The following is a 16,513-nucleotide window of genomic DNA, read 5'->3' as shown; positions in this document are numbered from 1 at the left end:
CCTTGCCAGCCCGCTCAGAGATGTGTATAAGAGACAGCTTCAGGCGGAGCCGCGGTCGGCCGACGTCGATCGGGACCTTCTCCGTGTCGATGATCCCGAGGTCTTCGAGCCGCGTCTTCGTCCGGGAGAAGGTCGCCTTCGACGCGATCCCCACGTCCTCGCCCCACTTCGAGATGTCGTAGAGCAGCACGTCGTTCTTCGCCGCGACGAGCAGCGAGACGGTCACCTCGTCGAGCTCCGCCCCGCCGTCGCGCTCGGCGGCGTCGAGGACGGCGTCGAAGTCGGCGCGGGCCGCGGCGCCGATCTCGGACTCCAGCGTCTCTCGGACCCGGCTGATCGCCGGCGTGCGGAGCGTGTACGACTCCGCGTCCTCGAACGCGCCGCGGTGCGTCTCGTACACCTCGCCGACGAACTCGCCGTCGTCGGTCGAGAGCGCGGCCACGCCGTCGCCCGCGGTGACGAGCGCGACCACCCGGGACGGCGAGACGAACAGCGCGTTGTCGACCGCCCCGTCCAGCACCCGGAGGTCCAAGGCCCCGTCGGCGACGAGGTCCGCGGCCCGGGACGCGACGACGAAGTCGTCCAGCACGTCCTTGAGGGTGCGCTCGTCGGCGAGCACGGACAGCTCCGGGAGGTCGTCCCGCCCGACGGCCGTCTCGATCAGCGACACGATCGTCTCCGCGGAGGGGTCCACGACGAGCAGCTCGTCGTCGTCCCCGGCGAACGCCGCGTCCAGCGCCGCCTCCACGTCGGCCGCGAGTAAATTCGATACCATTTGTCTCTCGGTATAAAAGCCGGTTGCGTATTTAATATTATCGGGACTTGTGCCTCGAACAACTCACGTAGAGGGGCTTAAACCGTCGAAAACGAGCGATCAGCCCGTCAGAAATCCCGGGCAACGGATCGCCGACTCCGCTCCCGGACCGCGGACGGCGCGGAGCGGCGTCCGGGGGCGCGACCGCGGCACTTCCCGACGGCGACAGAAGGATTAATGCGCGGTCGTGCCCCCGTTTCTACATGGACAACGAGCACGTGCGGGAGGTCGACCCGGCGGTCGCCGACGCGCTGGCGGGCGAGCGCGACAGACAGGAACAGACCCTCGCGATGATCGCGAGCGAGAACCACGTGAGCGAGGCGGTACTGGAGGCGCAGGGGAGCGTCCTCACCAACAAGTACGCCGAGGGCTACCCGGGCTCGCGCTACTACGCCGGCTGTGAGTACGCCGACGAGGTCGAGGAGCTGGCGATCGAGCGCGCGAAGGAGCTGTGGGGCGCCGACCACGTCAACGTCCAGCCGCACTCCGGCACGCAGGCGAACCAGGCGGTGTACTACTCCGTCCTCGAACCGGGCGACAAGATCCTCTCGCTGAAGCTCAACGACGGCGGCCACCTCTCGCACGGCCACCCCGCGAACTTCACGGGGCAGCTGTACGACGTCGAGCAGTACGAGGTCGACCCCGAGACGGGGTACATCGACTACGAGGGGCTCCGCGAGGTCGCCGAGGAGTTCGACCCCGACATCGTCGTGTCGGGCTATTCCGCGTACCCGCGCGCCGTCGAGTGGGAGCGGATCCAGGCGGCCGCCGACGCGGTCGACGCCTACCACCTCGCGGACATCGCACACATCACCGGGCTCGTCGCGGCGGGCGTCCACCCCTCGCCGGTCGGCGTCGCCGACTTCGTCACGGGGTCGACCCACAAGACGATCCGCGCCGGCCGCGGCGGGATCGTGATGTGCGACGCGGCGTTCGCGGACGACATCGACTCGGCCGTCTTCCCCGGCGGACAGGGCGGCCCGCTGATGCACAACGTCGCCGGCAAGGCGGTCGGCTTCAAGGAGGCGCTCGACCCCTCGTTCGAGGAGTACGCCCAGCAGGTCGTCGACAACGCCGAGGTGCTCGCCGAGACGCTTCAGGAGCACGGCCTCTCTCTGGTCTCCGGCGGGACCGACAACCACCTCGTGTTAGCCGACCTGCGCGACTCCCACCCGGACCTCTCGGGCGGCGACGCCGAGGACGCGCTCGCGGCCGCGAACATCGTCCTCAACGGGAACACGGTCCCCGGCGAGACGCGCTCGCCGTTCGACCCCTCGGGGATCCGCGCCGGCACCGCCGGGCTCACCACCCGCGGCTTCGACGCCGACGCCATCGAGGAGGTCGGCGAGCTGATCTACCGCGTCGTCGACGACGTCGACAGCGAGGACGTCATCTACGAGGTCGGCGAGCGCGTCGTCGAGCTCTGCGAGGCGCACCCGCTGTACGAGTAACCGACCGCGCCGTCGCCGGACCGCGCCGGCGCGGACGAATCCGTGCGTAAAAGTGGGGGCGGCTCGCAGGGGTCGGTATGGACGCTCCGCCGTTTCTCGCCGCCCGCCTCGACCGCGGCGCCGCGCCGCTCGTCGTCGGGGACGTGATCGCGTTGATCCTGCTACTGACCGTTGGAACGCTCAACCACACCACCGTCGAGTTCCTCACCGCGAACCCGCTGTACCTGCCGGGCGTGTACGCGCCCTTCCTGATCGGCTGGGCGGCGGTCGCACCGCTCGTGGGGGCCTACTCCGCCGGCGCGGTCGAGACCGCGAAGTCGTCGGTGCCGCTCGTGATCCGGTCGTGGATCCCGGCCGCGGCCGTCGGACTCGCGCTGCGCGCGTTCGTCTTCCGCGGCGGGGCCGAACTCACCTTCGCGGCCGTCATGCTCGTGCTCGGCTCGCTCGCGCTCGGCGGCTGGCGCGCCCTCTACTTCCGGCTCCGGTAGACGCGCTCCGTTCCAGATATCGACCCGGACCGCTTCCGGCTCTCCTTCACCACCTCCGCGACTCGCGTCGGTGCGACCGCGACCCGATTCGTAAGTTATGAATCGCTTTCTCGTGTTCACGAACGAACTACCTCCGAACCACGAGAAAGATTTAATATCGATTTTCGACTAGTATTCAACGGAAGCATGACCGGATACTACGACTACGTCCTCGGGCTCATCCCGGCAGCGTTGATCGGCGTGACCGCCCTCCTCACCCTGGCCGGACTGTCGTTGACGTCGGCGTTGCCCGCGGGCGCGGTGGCCGCCGCCACCGTGATGGCCCACGCGGTGTTCGTCAGGGCCCCGGTCACCGACGCCGACGCGCGGGCGGACGCGGCGCGCTCCGGCCGCGGCGAGGGCGGACGGTCGTCCGTCTGACGCCCGACGGATCGCCGCGTCCTGTACCGTTTAGTCCCCGCGCCCCGAGTGGCCGGGTATGACCGACGCCCTGTTCCTCTCCAGTTCCGAGGTCGACGACCTCGCGGAGCCGGCCGACTACGTCGCCGCCGTGCGCGACGCGTACCGACAGGTCGGCGAGGGAGCGCCCGCGGAGCCGCGGACGAAGCTCTTCAACCGCGAGCCGCCGGGGATGCTCACCACCTACGCCGCCGTCCTCCCGGAGACGGGCGCGATGGGCGGATACACCTACTCCGCCGGCTTCGGCGCGGGCGACGCGTGGTTCGTGACGCCGCTGTTCGACGCCGAGTCGGGCGCGCCGCTCGCGCTGCTTGACGGCGCGTCGATGAACCCGTTCAAGACCGGGGCCGCGGGCGCGGTCGCGGTCGACGCGCTCGCCCGCGACGACGCGACCGAACTCGCCGTGATCGGCAGCGGCGCGCAGGCGCGCGGGCAGGTCGCGACGACCGCCACGGTCCGCGAGTTCGAGGCGGTCCGGGTCTTCTCGCCGACCCGCGAGAATCGCGAGGCGTTCGCCGCCGACTTCGACGACCGACTCGCCGCCGACGTCGCCGCGGTCGAGAGCGCGAGCGCCGCGCTCGACGGGGCCGACGTCGTCATCACCGCGACGACCGCGAGCGAGCCCGTGATCGACGACGCCGACGTGGAGCCGGGGACCCACGTCACGGCGATGGGCCAGTACGACCCGGAGAAGAACGAGCTGCCGCCGGAACTGGTCGCGCGCGCCACCTACGTCCCCGACCTCAGGGCGCGCGCGGCGCAGGACGCCGGCTCGTACCTCGCCGCGGTCGCGGCCGGCCTGATCGAGGAGGGAGAGGGAATCGCGGCCGACCTCGGCGCGGTCGTCGCGGGCGACCACCCCGGCCGGACGAGCGACGAGGAGGTGACCGTCTTCGACTCCGGCGGCACCGGCGTCGAGACGGTCGCGGCCGCGCACATGCTGTACGAGCGCGCGAGCGAGGCGGGCCGCGGGGAGACCATCGACTTCGCGCCAGCGAGCGAGGCGCTGACGGGCGAGTAGCCGGGGGTTGAAGTGGCGCGGCGGCGACCGGCCGGTATGCCGATCGGCATCGTCTCCGACACGCACGACGACCTGGCCGCGGTCGAGGCGGCCGTCTCGCTGTTCGAGCGCGAGGGGGTCGACGCGGTCGTCCACTGCGGCGACTTCGTCGCCCCCTTCTCCGTGACCCCGTTCGACGCCGACTTCGCGTTCCACGCCGTCCGCGGGAACAACGACGGCGAGTGGGCGGTCGAGTCGACCGTCGAGGAGTTCGGCGAATACCACGGCGAGGCCGCCGCGCTCTCGTTCGATGGTACGGATATCGCCGTCACCCACGGCACGAGCTCTCTCGTCGTCGACGCGCTCGTCGACTGCGGCGACTACGACTACGTGCTCCACGGCCACAGCCACGCGCACGGCGTCGAGGAGCGCGACGGGACCGTTCGGGTGAACCCCGGCGGGCTTCCGATTCCGGTCGACGGCGCGGACGACTCGTTCCGCGTCGCGACGCTGGACACCGCCGAGTCGGGCGTCGACGCGGTGACGCACCACGTCCTCGACGGCTGACGGCCCGCGATCACGGGCGTCCGATCCCACCCCGAGTTTTATCGCCGCTCGCGCGTTCCGTACCCGCATGAGACACGCACAGGGCCCGCTCCTCACGATCGACCTGACGGAGCGGACCGCGTCGACGACCCGGATCGACGACCGACTGGCGTCGTTCGTCGGCGGCCGCGGGCTCAACACGTCGCTCGCGTACGACCGGATCCCGTTCGACGCCGACCCGCTCGGCCCGGAGAACCGCCTCTACCTCTCGACGGGGCCGATGCAGTACTCGACGACCTCCTACACCGGGCGGATGGCCGCCACGAGCCTCTCGCCGCTCACGAACGGCCTCTGCTCGTCGAACGCGGGCGGGTTCCTCTCGCGCAATTTCACCGGCGCGGGGTACGCCGCCGTCGAGATAGTGGGGGCGAGCGACGACCTGCTCGCGGTCCACGTCCGCGAGATCGGCCCGGGCGGCGAGCCGGACGTGACCTTCGAGGCGGTCGACGACCTGGCCGAGGCCGAGGTGTCGGCCGTCTCCGACCGGTTCGCGGAGACGCACGAGTTGGAGCCCGAACACGTCGCCTGCGTCGGTCCCGCGGGCGAGAACGAGGTGCGGTTCGCGTCGATCATGACCTCCGATACGCGGGCGTTCGGGCGCGGCGGGCTCGGCGCCGTCCTCGGGGCGAAGGGCGTGAAGGCGCTCACGTTTGCCGGCGACGCGGCTCCCGAGATCGACCTCGACTGGCCCGACGAGGCGGGCGAGGTCCACCGTGAGGCGGCCACCTCCGACTCGATCATGAAACGGCAGGGGACGACGAGCGTGACGGAGCTGGCGAACGAGGTCGACGCGCTCCCGTCGTACTACTTCGCGGAGACCTCTTTCGAGGGCGCCGAGGGGATCTCCGGCGACCGCGTCGAAGAGAAGAAGTACAAGAAGGCGACCTGCTCGCAGTGCGCGTTCGCCTGTAAGCTCCCCACCCGCGACGAGGCGACCGGCGTCGAGACGGAGGGACCGGAGTTCGAGACGGTGATGGCGTTCGGCTCGAACGCGGGCGTCGACGACGTGGTCGACGTGATGCGCGCGAACGAGCTGTGCGACGAGCTCGGGATGGACACCATCTCCTGTGGCGACGTCGTCTCGATGTTCTTGGAGAGCGAAGACGAGTTCGGCAACGCGGGGCTCGTCCGGTCGCTCGTCGAGCAGATCGCCTACCGCGAGGGCGTCGGCGACAAGCTCGCGGAGGGCGTCCACCGCGCCCACGAGGAGTTCGGCGCGGACGACTGGACGGTGAAGGGGATGGCATTCTCCGGGCACGACGGCCGCGCGCTGAACGGCCAGGGGCTCGCGTTCGCGACCGCGAACCGCGGCGCGGACCACATGTACGGCGAGTTCTACCCGTACGAGTACCCGCTCGTCGACCCGGACGAGGCGCTCGATCCCCAGGGGCTCGACGGGAAGCCGCCGAAGCTCGTCGCGAAGGAGAACCGCAACGCGGTCCTCGACTCCGCGGTCGTCTGTAAGTTCTCGCGGGGGACGGTGACCGACGACCGACTCGCCGCGCTCCTCGACGCCGACTACGACGACCTCCAGGCGCTCGGCGCGCGGATCGTCGAGCTGGAGCGCGCGTTCAATAACGCCCGCGGCTTCGACCGGAGCGACGACACCCTCCCGTACGCCGACGCGATCGAGGGGTTCGACGCGGCGCTCTCGGAGTACTACGCGCTCCGCGGCTGGAACGACGACGGCACGGTCCCCGACCACGGCGACGGGCTCGACCCGGCGAGCGCGGCGACCGCCGACGACTGAGGGATCTGTCGGCCCGCGGTCGCCCTCCTCCGCCTACTCGCCGCTCCCGTCGGCCGAGTCGAAGTCGACGCCGCGGAACTCGAACCGCGCGCCGCCGCGCTCGCCCGCGACGAGTTCCACCGTCCACCCGTGCGCCTCCGCGACTTCCCCGACGATCTTCAGCCCGAAGCCGGTGCCCTCCGGGTCGGTCGTCATCCCCGCCTCGAACACCTCCTCGCGGCGCTCCGGGTCGATCCCGGGGCCGTCGTCCGCGAGGTAGAACCCGTCGCCGTCGTCGAGCGCGCCGATTTCGACCGTGACGTCGGGTCCGGCGTGCTCGACCGCGTTGCCGAAGAGGTTCTCCAGCGCCTGCCGGAGGCGGCTGCGGTCCGCGGCGACGACGGCCTCCGTCTCGACCGACAGCGTCGCCGACTCGGTGTCGACGGTCGACCAGCACTCGGCGGCGAGGTCGGCCAGGGTCACGGGCTCGGTCTCGTCGATGCCGGCACCCTGTCGCGCCAGCGCGAGCAGGTCCTCGATGAGCGCGTCCATCCGGTCGAGCGAGCGCTTCACCGCCCCCAGCTCCGCGGCGTCTATCGACTCCCCGGCGAGCCGGTCGGTGACGATCTCGAGGTTCCCGGCGGCGACGTTGAGCGGGCTGCGCAGGTCGTGCGAGACGAGGCTGGCGAACTCCTCCAGCCGGTCGCGCTCGCGCGACACCTCCGCCTCGCGACGTTTGAGCTGCCGCTCCCGCTCGATCCGGACGAGCACCATCGTCACCGTCGCCGCCCAGATGCGCGCGATCGCCAGGTCGGAATCGTCGAAGGCGTCGGCGGCCGTGGCACCGATGTTCAACACCCCGTACCGCCCCAGCGGGACGACGAGTTCGCTCCGGATCGTCGCGTCGTCGCTGTAGCGGTCGGGGTCGTCGCCGACGTCCGCCACGTACGTCGGCTCGCCGCTCTCGAAGACGTCCCAGGTGATGCTCGGCTCGTCGGCCGCGAACGTCGGGTGGTCGCCGACGACCGCCTCGGCGCTGTCGGTCCAGACGACCGGTTCGAGGGCGTCGGCGTCCTCGTCGTGTAGCCAGATCGCGGCGATCGGATGGCCCAGCACGTCTTCGACGTACGACACCGCCGCCCCGGCGGCCGCCCGCTTGTCGGTCGTCTTCAACAGCTCCCGGGTCGCCTCGTGGAGGGATTCGAGCGTCTCCGTGCGGCGCTGGAGCGCCAGCCGCCGCGTCCGCTCGTCCGAGACGTCTATCGCCGTGACGACCGCGTACGGCTCGCCGTCGAGCTCGAACGGGCCGACGCTGACCCGAACCGGCACGAGGACCCCGTCGCCGCGGCGCACGGCCAGCTCGAACCCGTCGGCCAGCGACCGCGCCTCGCCGGCCCGCGTCGTCTCGATCAGCGCCGTCACGTCGTGCCGGGTCCCCGACACCCCCGCGTCCCCGGGACCGTCGGTCCGAGCGATGTCCTCGTCGCCCTCGTCGTTTCCGCTTTCGCCGCTATCGTCGCCGTCGCCCTTCTCGCCGTCCTCGGAGGACGCCATCGACGGGGCGCTCCCCCAGTCCAGCTCGGTCGGGTCCTCGAACACCTCGTCGATCGATCGGCCGGCCAGCTCCGCCGGGTCGAGTCCGAACACCGCCTCGACGCTCGGCGTCCCGGCGTGGACGACGCCGTCGCCGTCGACGACCAGCGTCGGGTCGGGCGTCGCGTCGATCGCCCCTGGGAACCGGTTCATGCTCACTCCTCTGTCGGCTCGTGGACGTGACCGCACTCGGGACAGCGAACCTCCTCGCCGCGGAGGTCCGCGGAGGAGGCCCGCACGTCGCGCATCACCTCGCTGATCTTGTCTTCGGCCTCCAGCTCGTCGGCGACCGCGAGGTCGACGCCCTCGACCTCCAAGAGGAACTTCGCGACCTCCGTCACCTCGTACATCATCTCGTCTAAGTCCTCGGCGGTGAAGAACCCGGACATCGCGCCGTAGAGGAACGTCGCGCCCGCCTTCGTCACCTTCTCCTCGAAGGAGTAGCGCGCCTGATTGACCGCCTGCGGCGTGTACGTGTCCGTCATGAAGGGGACGAGTTCCGGGAGGTTCTCGCCGATCTTCGTCATCTCGACGCCGGTCTCCGTGCGGAAGTCGGCGCAGAGCCGCGCGATCGCCCACTCGCGGGCCGTGATGTACGTCCGGTCCCGGAGGAACTCGTTGACGCGCTCGTAGCGCGCCCCGTCCATCTTCTTGAACCGCTCGTACTTCCGGACGTCGCGGGGGACGTCTGCGTCGGTCGCGTCCGTCCCGGTGGTCGATTGCTCCTCGTCCGCCTCGTCACCCCGGGGGGTGTCGGCCGAGTCGTCCCCGTCCGGCTCACCGTCCTCCGGCGGAGTTCGGTCGGCGACGGGGTCGTCCGGTCCGTCGGTCGAGTCGGCCGACGGACCGGTGTGATCGCTCATACGTCTGAAACTCCACGGGCGGACAAAAGGCTTGTCGGTGGCCGGTTACCGGTCTCACTCGGGCGACGACGACGCTGCCGGTCGGAGCGTCACGACCCTCGCCTCGTCCGCTCGCTCTCGGTTGTCTGACATCGCGTCCGTTGCGACGGAGAATCATGACTAATTATTTTTAATAAATTATATTACAACGGTTGTAAAAACATTTCTCGCGGCGCGGCGGACGGCGATCGAGAGCCGATCCGGCGACGGCCGCGTGGCTCCACCCGCGTCATCGGAGATCCACTTTTGTATCGCCGCGTGGAGGGGTGGCACATGAAGGTGCTCTGCGGTATCGGTGGCAGCGACGACTCGTTCCGCGCGCTCGACCGGACGGTCGAGCGCGCGGCGGTCGCGAACGACGACCTGACGATCGCCGTGGTTGACAACGACGACTCGTCGGTCGCCCCGGCGGAGGTCGTCGACCGCGCCGAGGCGGCCGTCGACGAGGCGGGGATCGACGCCGAGGTGCGGCGCGTCGAGGGAGATCCCGGAAGCCGACTGGTGGAGATCGCCGAGACGGAGGCGTTCGAGGAGATCGTCCTCGGCGGCGGGCACACGAGCCCGATGGGGAAGATCACGATCGGGTCGATCGCCGAGTTCGTCCTGTTGAACGCGAAGACGTCGGTCACGCTGGTCAGATGAGCGACCGAGGCTACCCGGACGCGGTGGCGGACGAGTTCCCGCCGCCGCCGACCGCGTTCACCGACCGCGAGGACCGCGAGGTCGAGATCCGGCCCTACGAGGGGAACGAGGCCGACCACGAGACGCTCGTCGAGATGTACGACACCTTCGACCCGGCCGACCGCGCGCAGGGGATCCCCCCCGGCGGCGAGAAGCGCATCCGCGAGTGGCTCGACGCGATCCTCGCCGACGACTGCTACAACGTGATCGCCTGGTGCGGCGACGAGGCGGCCGGCCACGCGACGCTCGTCCCCGACGGCGACGCCTACGAGCTGGCGATCTTCGTCCACCAGGAGTACCAGCGCGCCGGGATCGGGACGCACCTCATCCGCGGCCTGCTCGGCCACGGGCAGGCGAACGGGGTCCGGAAGGTGTGGCTCACCGTCGAGCGGTGGAACCGCGCCGCCGTCTCCCTGTACAAGAAGATCGGCTTCGAGACCTCCGACGCGGAGAGCTTCGAACTGGAGATGGGGCTCCGGCTCCGCGCCGACGAGGTGGCGGAGGAGCCCGCGGCCGACGGTGCCGACGGCGGCGAGTAGGGTTGGCCGGAATCTTCAAGCCTTTAGGGGCGGCCCGCGACCGCTCCGATATGAGTCACCGAATTCTGCTGTTGGGAGCTCCCGGAGCCGGGAAGGGCACACAGAGCGCGAAGCTGGCCGACGAGTACGGCGTCGAGCACGTCACGACGGGCGACGCGCTCCGCGCGAACAAGGAGATGGAGACGGAGTACGGGACGCCGAAGTCGTTCATGGACGCGGGCGAACTGGTCCCCGACCCCGTCGTCAACGAGATCGTTCGGGCCGCGCTCGACGACGCCGATGGGTTCGTGCTGGACGGGTACCCGCGCAACCTCGACCAGGCGGAGTACCTCTCCGAGATCACGGACCTCGACGCCGTCATCCTGCTCGACGTCGACGAGGAGGTCCTCGTCGACCGGCTCACCGGACGCCGGGTCTGTGACGACTGCGGCGCGAACTTCCACGTCGACTTCCAGCCGCCCGAGGAGGCCGGCGTCTGCGACGAGTGCGGCGGCGAACTGGTCCAGCGCGAGGACGACACCGAGGAGACCGCCCGCGAGCGCCTCGAGGTGTTCTACGAGAACACCGAGCCCGTGATCGACCACTTCCGCGACGAGGGCGTGCTCGTCGAGGTCGACGGCGAGGCGACCCCGGACGAGGTCTTCGACCGGATCCGCGACACCGTCGAGAACTGATCCGCGAGACTGTCGCGAACTGATCCGCGACACCGTCGCGAGCCGATCCGCGGCGCTGCCGCGAACCGATCCGAGCCGCGATCCTACAAGGTTCTTAACCGTCGACTGCTAACCGGTCGCTAATGAGTAAAGTCGAACGGCGAGTCCGCTCGCTCGTCCGGGAGGACGGCGAGATGCGGGACGCCATCCAAGTGGTCCTCGACAACGCCAGCGGCGGCGAGGTGCGTTGGGTCGACGTCCGCGACCAGATAACCAGCGGGCAGTGGGGCCGGCTCATCGAGAAGGAGGTCCTCGTCGACGGCGAGGACGGCTTCGCCCTGGCCGACCGCGACGACATCGAGGCCGGAATGGAAGACGACTCGGGCGGCGGCGACGTGGAGACGCCGGAGACGACGACCTGGTCGAAGTGGGACAAGCTCGCCGGACTGGCGACGGTCGGCGCGTTCGTCGGCTACGCGGTCACCCCGGTTCGGAACGCGATCGCCGGCGGCATCGACGTCGTCCTCGGTCCCCTCCTCAACGTCGTCCCCTTCTACGTCGTGATCATGGTCATCGCGCTCGGCACGGGGCTGTACTCGACGCTGCTGCGCGCCGGACTCATGGACATGGAGAAGATGGGCGCGTACCAAGAGCGGATGAAGGACATCCAGGAGCGCCGGAAGGCGGCAGAGGAGCGCGACGACGACGAGGCGCTCGACGAGATCCAGGAGGAGCAGATGGAGGCGATGGGCGACCAGCTCGGCATGTTCAAAGAGCAGTTCCGCCCGATGGTGTGGATCATGTTCCTCACCATCCCCGCGTTCCTCTGGATGTTCTGGGTGATCGGCTACCGCGGGTCGGACGCCGCGTACCCGGCCGTCGCCGCCCAAGAGCTGGTCGTCCCGCTCGCGGGCACCGTGACCTGGGACACGGGGATCGTCGGGCCGATCCAGATGTGGATCCTCTGGTACTTCCTCTGCTCGATGGCGTTCACCCAGCTCGTCCAGAAGAGCCTCAACATCGAGATGTCGCCGTCCGCCTCGTAGACGGCGCGCCTACTCGGCTCCCTTCGCGTTCTTCGCGTTCCCGCTCCTCTCTCCGTCCGCTCTCACTCCCTCTCCGCGAGGAACGCCTCGACCCCCTCGCGCGACGGCATCGACCCCATACCGCCCACCGACCGGATCGAAAGCGCGGCGGTCGCGTTGCCGACCACGAGCGCCTCGCGAAGCGCGTTCTCCCCGGGAGCGGCTCCGGGCTCCCCAGCCAGCCGCGAGAGCAGTCCCGCGGTGAACGCGTCGCCCGCGCCCGTCGCGTCGACGGCCTCCACCGCGAACCCCTCGTGCCGGACCGTCGCGGGGCCCCACGGCGCGTCGTCGGTACTGACCGCGAGCGCGCCGTCGTCGCCCAGCGTGACGACCGCGGTGTGGGGGCCGAGCGCGAGCAGGTCGCGGGCCAGCTCCTCCCCCTCGCTCGTCGACAGGCCGGCCGCGGCGACGTCCTCGTCGCTACATAGCACGACGCCGCTCTCGGCGACGGTCTCGCGGACCGCGGTCGACGCCGCCTCGGCCGCGTCGTCCGGGACGAGGTCGGGGCGGTAGTTCACGTCGAACGAGACCGGGCAGCCGGCCGCGGTCGCCGTCGCGACGATCTCGCGGGTGGCCGCCCGCCCCCGCGGGTGCGTCAGCGCCACGCCGCCGAGGTGAACCCACGGCGGGGCGCTCGTGCCCCCCGGCGACGGCGCGGCGTCGTCGCCCGTCAGCGCCTCGGTCGGCACCGCGTCCGGGTCGAACCCGAACGTCGCCTCGCGGGGGCCGTAGAAGGAGAACCGCGGCCCGTCCGCGCCGGGCGGCGACACCAGCGCGAGCGTCGTCTTCCCCTCGACGCGCTCGACGTGGGTATCCGGAATCCCCTCGTCCGCGAGCGTCTCGGCGAGGAACGCGCCGAACGCGTCGTCGCCGACGCGCGTCCAGAACGCGGGCGGGGAGCCGAGCCGGGCGAGGCCGACCGCGACGTTGGCGGGCGCGCCGCCGGGGCGGTGGGCGTACCCGTCGACCTCGCGCAGCGTCTCGCCCGCCTCGGGCACGAAGTCGACGAGCGTCTCTCCGGCGACGAAGATGCCGGCCATCGGCCTACTCGGCCGTCGCGGTCTCGTCGGCGTCGCTCTCCTCGGCCTCGACCTCCTCGGCGACGGCCTCGAACGCCGCGAGGATGATGCGCTGACACGCCTGTCCCTCGGTGCTCCAGTGGTGGGCGTAGTCCAGCATGTCGTCGTAGATGTCGGGCTTACAGCCCGCCGCCTGCGGGTGGCCGCCGCCGTTCACCCGGCCGGCGACCTCGTGGGCGTGGCGGAAGTCGTCGGAGCCGCGGATCGACGCGGACCCCGCGGGCTTGACGATCACGGCGGCGTCCGCGCCCGCCTCGCGGAGCCCCTCCGCGACCTCGTTCTGCGAGCAGCGCCCGTAGGTGACCGCGACGCGCCAGTCGCCGACCTCGTGGGTGACCGCGCGGTCGACGGCGAGGTCGATGCGCGCCTCCTTCTCGACCCGGCGCTCCGACACGAACGACCGAACCGTCTCGGGGAGGTCGACGCCGTACGCGCCGACGACGGCCGCGTACTCCTCCGCGCCGGCCCAGTAGGAGTAGTCGGCGAGGTCGTCCGAGCGGGGGTCCTCCTTGAGCCAGAGGTCGTGGTCGCGCGTGACCGCGGCGAGCTCGGCCCAGCGGTCGTCGAACGCGTGGTCGAGCGAGCGGAGCGTCACGTCCGCGGTGCACTCCTCGTCCGACTCGCCGACGACGAGGTCGACGCCGGCCTCGCGGACCGCGGCCGCGGTCTCGTCGTCCCACTGGTGGTGGTCGAACCAGCGGATCGAATCGGTCGAGTCCGCCAGCTCCGCGAGCGGCTCCGCGATCCACTCGTAGTCGTCGGGACAGAGGTCGCAGACGAACAGGTCGACGCCGTCGTCGGCGTGCGCGGCGACGCGTTCGAGCGCGGTGTCGATCGAGTACGGGCCCGCGGAGAGCAGCCCGACGGGGGACTGCGCGTGGGCGTCTTCGAGGGGGTCCTCGTCGTCCGCGGTCTCGTCCGACTCGTCGCTCTCGCGCTCGTCCTCCAGCCGGGCCGCGATGGCGTCCTCGAAGGGCGCGACGTCGAGGGCGGCGTCGTACGCCTCGCGGATCATCGCCGCGCAGGCGAGGCCGTCCGCGTCGCCGTCGGCGATCACGACCGCCTCGCTGCCCTCGATCGTCTCCCGCGCCCGCCGCTCCGCGCGCTCGTCGTCCAGCGAGTCCGGGTAGAAGAACCCCTTCCCCGGCAGCTTCGTGTACCGCGATCGGGGGGCGTCCCCCGTGTCGATCAGGTCGTCGTCCATACCGTCGACCCGGGCGGCAGCCGGAAAACTCCGCCGCTCTCGCCGGCGCTCAGATCGTCGTCCGCCGGGGGTCCTCCTCGGTCAGCTGTCGCACCGTCAACACCGGGACCGGGCAGGTCCGGACGACGCGCTCGGCGACGGAGCCGATGAGGAAGCGGTTCTCGCCGTGGCGACCGCGAGTGCCCATCGCGACGACGTCGGCGTCGACCGACCGCGCGTAGGCGTCGATCTCCGAGGCCGGCCGCCCCTCGCGGACCTCGACCGTCACGTCGAGGGCGGCGTCGCGGTCGCGCGCCGCGTCGGACACGCGGTCGAGGGCGTCGCGTCCCTCGTCGTCGAGCGCGTCGCGGAGGTCGTCGCGGACCGTGTCGGGTGACGACTCGACCTCGCCGGCGTCGACGACGTACACCGCGTGGACCTCGGCGTCGAACCGCGCCGCCACGTCGACCGCGACCGAGACGGCCCGCTGAACGCTGTCGGAGCCGTCGGTCGCGACCACGATGGTGTCGAACATGGCCACCCGTTCGCCGCAACGACACCTAAAACCCGGCGGTCGGTAGAGGGCGGACCGTGGGGAGCCGGTCGATCTACGCCAGGAAGACGTGGCGCGGGCGGTCGGCGAGCACGTCGCGGCCCCACTGGACGGTCTCGGAGAACTCGTCGGAGCGGAAGAAGCCCATCGCGTCCTCCTTGGCGTTCCACTGGCTCGCGATGAACATGTCGTTCTCGTCTTCGACGTTCACCATCAGGTCGGTCTCGACGTGGCCGTCCATCTCGGTGAGCAGGTCGCCGACGTCGTCGAACGTCTCGACGAACTCCGTCTGGTAGTCCGGCTTGACGGTGTAGAACATGCCCATCGTGCCGAAGCCGGACTCCTCGCCGGCGCGCGCGACGATGTCGGGCAGCTCCGAGAGGAAGCCGCCCGCCGTCTCGGCCGCCGACGCCGTGTCCCAGATAGAGACGACGGCGGCGCGGTCGGTGTGGCGGCCCTCGTACACCGCCGTCTTGACGTGGGTGCCGTAGTGGTCGAAGTTGCCCCGGAGCCCCTCGACCTCGTCGAACAGCTCGTCCACGTCGGCCTCGCTGTACAGCACCGTGGCGTACACGTCCTCGCCGTGGGGCGTCCCGGCGTAGATGTCGAGGTCGGCGAGCTCGCCGCGGATCTCCTCGTCGGAGGTCCCGTCGCCGGCCGCCTCGTCGCCGTGGGGGTGGTCGCCCTCGCTGCCGCCGTCCTCGCCGTGGGGGTGGTCGCCGTGTGCGGAGCCGCCGCCCGCGCCCGAGCGGTCGTGGCCCTCGCCGCGGCCGTGGGCGTCGTCGCCGCGGTGACCGCCCTCGCCGTGTCCCTCGCCGTGGTGGTGACCGGCGCTGTCCGCCTCGGGGTCGCGCCCGGTCGGGACCGTCTCGCCCGCGAGGAAGGCGTCGAGGTCGCGCGGCGGGAACCGGCGGCCGACGTAGAAGTCGCCGAACTCGCCGTAGCGCGAGGAGGCCGGGTCGAACCGCATCTCGTAGACGATGTCCTTGATGTCGGTCGGGTCCGCGCCGAACAGCGTGACGCCCCACTCGTGCTCGTCGAAGCCGACCGAGGAGGCGATCACCTGCTTGATCTTTCCCGCGTACTCCTTGCCGACCTCGCCGTGGCCCGCCATCAGGTCAGCGCGCTCCTCGAAGTCGAGGTCGTACCAGTTGTGCTCCTCCCCGCGGCGCTTGCTCATCGGGTAGAAGCTGACGTACTCGTCGTCCGGGATCTCGGGCTTGAGCTTCCCCTCGATGTAGCGGCGCAGCCCCTCGTCGACGGCGTCAGCGCCCTCCTCGAAGTAGTCGTCCGAGACGTACCCCGACACCTCCGTGACGGAGACGTAGGAGGTCTCGCGCTCGGTGAACTTCGCGAGCGCGGTGTCCTCGAAGCGGCGCTCGACCGCGGAGAGGTCGTCGAGCGACGGGCGGAAGTGGAGACAGAGGAAGTCCGCCTTGTGTCCCAGCACGGAGAACAGCGCGGACTCGCCGTCCTCGGCGTCGGCGACCAGTTCGCGGTGTTTCAGGAAGGCCTCGCCCTCCTCGATCGCCCGCCGTCGCTCGGACTCGGGCGCGTCGCGCCAGGCGTCCCAGTCGATCGAGCGGAAGTCGTGAAGCGAGAACCACCCTTCGGCGGTCTGTGGAGCCTCGACCATACCTCGGGTTGGGGCCCCGCGACTTAGGGGTTTGCGGGTCGTCCCGCGCACCGGAAATCGGG

At 70.8% G+C, this 16,513-nt stretch carries 17 protein-coding genes; 10 read left to right on the top strand and 7 right to left on the bottom strand.

Features of this window, described 5'->3' with window-relative positions; genetic code table 11:
- Positions 1-775, bottom strand: a 775-nt coding sequence (tbsP, locus tag C464_RS06745) for a transcriptional regulator TbsP (RefSeq protein ID WP_006112881.1), incomplete at its 3' end; no start/stop codon positions are given.
- A gap of 242 nt (positions 776-1,017) precedes the next feature.
- Between tbsP and glyA the strand changes: the two genes are divergently transcribed.
- The 6 genes from glyA (at position 1,018) to C464_RS06715 (ending at position 6,568) form a co-directional block, all read left to right on the top strand.
- The gene (gene glyA / locus C464_RS06740; protein ID WP_006112880.1) at positions 1,018-2,265 is read left to right on the top strand and encodes a serine hydroxymethyltransferase; all 1,248 of its coding nucleotides are present in this window, start codon (positions 1,018-1,020) and stop codon (positions 2,263-2,265) included.
- A gap of 77 nt (positions 2,266-2,342) precedes the next feature.
- On the top strand, positions 2,343-2,753 hold the full coding sequence (locus C464_RS06735) for a DUF3054 domain-containing protein (protein WP_006112879.1): 411 nt from the start codon (positions 2,343-2,345) through the stop codon (positions 2,751-2,753).
- Positions 2,754-2,939: 186 nt separating this feature from the next.
- Positions 2,940-3,173 carry a hypothetical protein gene (locus C464_RS06730; protein WP_006112878.1) on the top strand — a complete coding sequence of 78 codons (234 nt, stop codon included), beginning with the start codon at positions 2,940-2,942 and terminating at the stop codon, positions 3,171-3,173.
- A gap of 58 nt (positions 3,174-3,231) precedes the next feature.
- Positions 3,232-4,233: an ornithine cyclodeaminase family protein gene (locus tag C464_RS06725; protein ID WP_006112877.1), complete on the top strand. Its 1,002-nt coding sequence runs from the start codon at positions 3,232-3,234 to the stop codon at positions 4,231-4,233.
- A gap of 36 nt (positions 4,234-4,269) precedes the next feature.
- Positions 4,270-4,779, top strand: a complete 510-nt coding sequence (locus C464_RS06720) for a metallophosphoesterase (protein ID WP_006112876.1) — start codon at positions 4,270-4,272, stop codon at positions 4,777-4,779.
- A 67-nt stretch (positions 4,780-4,846) separates the two neighbouring features.
- Complete coding sequence (locus C464_RS06715; RefSeq protein WP_006112875.1) at positions 4,847-6,568, top strand: aldehyde ferredoxin oxidoreductase family protein; 1,722 nt, start codon at positions 4,847-4,849, stop codon at positions 6,566-6,568.
- A 33-nt stretch (positions 6,569-6,601) separates the two neighbouring features.
- Here the strand turns inward: C464_RS06715 and C464_RS06710 are convergent, their stop codons facing one another.
- Both C464_RS06710 and C464_RS06705 read right to left on the bottom strand, forming a co-directional pair.
- Positions 6,602-8,299 (bottom strand): ATP-binding protein, encoded by a 1,698-nt coding sequence (locus C464_RS06710; protein ID WP_049910928.1) that lies wholly within the window; start codon positions 8,297-8,299, stop codon positions 6,602-6,604.
- The gene (locus C464_RS06705; RefSeq protein ID WP_006112873.1) at positions 8,296-9,003 is read right to left on the bottom strand and encodes a DUF5806 family protein; all 708 of its coding nucleotides are present in this window, start codon (positions 9,001-9,003) and stop codon (positions 8,296-8,298) included. The genes C464_RS06710 and C464_RS06705 overlap by 4 nt, the downstream gene beginning before the upstream one ends.
- Positions 9,004-9,315: 312 nt before the next feature.
- Between C464_RS06705 and C464_RS06700 the strand changes: the two genes are divergently transcribed.
- The 4 genes from C464_RS06700 to C464_RS06685 all read left to right on the top strand — a co-directional run bounded on the left by C464_RS06700 (position 9,316) and on the right by C464_RS06685 (position 11,961).
- Positions 9,316-9,684 (top strand): universal stress protein, encoded by a 369-nt coding sequence (locus C464_RS06700; protein ID WP_006112872.1) that lies wholly within the window; start codon positions 9,316-9,318, stop codon positions 9,682-9,684.
- Entirely contained in the window at positions 9,681-10,262 is a 582-nt protein-coding gene (locus C464_RS06695) for a GNAT family N-acetyltransferase (protein WP_006112871.1), read from the top strand. The genes C464_RS06700 and C464_RS06695 overlap by 4 nt, the downstream gene beginning before the upstream one ends.
- Positions 10,263-10,312: 50 nt before the next feature.
- Positions 10,313-10,936, top strand: a complete 624-nt coding sequence (locus tag C464_RS06690) for an adenylate kinase (RefSeq protein WP_006112870.1) — start codon at positions 10,313-10,315, stop codon at positions 10,934-10,936.
- A gap of 122 nt (positions 10,937-11,058) precedes the next feature.
- Positions 11,059-11,961, top strand: coding sequence for a DUF106 domain-containing protein (locus C464_RS06685; RefSeq protein ID WP_006112869.1), 903 nt, complete (start codon positions 11,059-11,061; stop codon positions 11,959-11,961).
- A gap of 62 nt (positions 11,962-12,023) precedes the next feature.
- On the opposite strand, the gene C464_RS06680 is transcribed toward C464_RS06685, so the two are convergent.
- The 4 genes from C464_RS06680 to C464_RS06665 form a co-directional block, all read right to left on the bottom strand.
- On the bottom strand, positions 12,024-13,040 hold the full coding sequence (locus C464_RS06680) for a carbohydrate kinase family protein (RefSeq protein WP_006112868.1): 1,017 nt from the start codon (positions 13,038-13,040) through the stop codon (positions 12,024-12,026).
- Positions 13,041-13,044: 4 nt separating this feature from the next.
- On the bottom strand, positions 13,045-14,283 hold the full coding sequence (locus C464_RS06675) for a DHH family phosphoesterase (RefSeq protein ID WP_006112867.1): 1,239 nt from the start codon (positions 14,281-14,283) through the stop codon (positions 13,045-13,047).
- Positions 14,284-14,332: 49 nt separating this feature from the next.
- Positions 14,333-14,797: a universal stress protein gene (locus C464_RS06670; protein ID WP_006112866.1), complete on the bottom strand. Its 465-nt coding sequence runs from the start codon at positions 14,795-14,797 to the stop codon at positions 14,333-14,335.
- A 73-nt stretch (positions 14,798-14,870) separates the two neighbouring features.
- Positions 14,871-16,451, bottom strand: a complete 1,581-nt coding sequence (locus C464_RS06665; RefSeq protein ID WP_006112865.1) for a heme-binding protein — start codon at positions 16,449-16,451, stop codon at positions 14,871-14,873.
- Between the last annotated feature and the right edge of the window lie 62 nt (positions 16,452-16,513).

It is taken from the genome of Halorubrum coriense DSM 10284, assembly GCF_000337035.1.
In the GTDB taxonomy this organism is placed as follows: domain Archaea; phylum Halobacteriota; class Halobacteria; order Halobacteriales; family Haloferacaceae; genus Halorubrum; species Halorubrum coriense.
This window is presented reverse-complemented; position numbering and strand designations above follow the sequence as displayed.